The 744-nt window shown below is 75.8% G+C and carries 1 protein-coding gene; it reads left to right on the forward strand.

The annotated features are described in order from the left end of the window. Window positions 1-744: HEAT repeat domain-containing protein (locus tag AAH979_RS43105; RefSeq protein ID WP_346263891.1), on the forward strand; the 744-nt coding region annotated here is incomplete at both ends.

Consider the following 744-nt stretch of genomic DNA (forward strand, 5'->3'; position numbering starts at 1 on the left):
TTGGCCCTGCTCGCCACCACCGCCGTGGACAGCCCTGCCCACCAGGCCGCCGCCGCGCGGGCCCGGACCCGGCTGATCAAGCGCGCCCGGGCCGACAACCACGCCGGGGTTCGGCTGGCCGCCGTGCAGGCTCTCGGGGAGCGGTTCGGCACCGACCCCGAGGCGCGCGACCTGCTCATCGAACGGGTCCGGGCCGACGGGTACGCCGGGGTGCGGCTCGCCGCGGTGCAGGCGCTCGGCGAGCGGTTCCGGGACGAGCCGAACGTCCGCGACCTGCTCCGGGAACGCGCGCACGCCGACGAGCACGCCAGCGTACGGCGTACCGCGATCCAGACCCTCGGCGACCGGTACGGCGGCGACGACGAACTCCGGGACGTGCTCGTCGAGTGCCTGCGTACCGACACCGACGCCGAGGTGACCCGTACCGCCGCGCACGTCCTGGTCGAGCGGTTCGCCGCCACCCGGCACGTCCGGGACCTGCTGATCGAACGCGCCCGCGACGACACCGACCCGGTGACCAGGCGCACCAGCGTGCGGGTCCTCGGCGAGCGGCTGACCACCGACGCCAAGGTCCGGGCGGTGCTGATCGACCGGGTCCGGGTAGACCGTGACCCGGGGGTGCTCCGGGCCGCCGCCCGCGCCCTCATCGACCAGCAGGGCCCGGACACCGCCACCCGGGACCTGCTGGTCAGCCGCACCGGCGGGGACACCGACGAGACGATCCGGCTGGTCGCGCTGCGGATG

It is taken from the genome of Plantactinospora sp. ZYX-F-223, from assembly GCF_039649625.1.
Classification (GTDB): domain Bacteria; phylum Actinomycetota; class Actinomycetes; order Mycobacteriales; family Micromonosporaceae; genus Plantactinospora.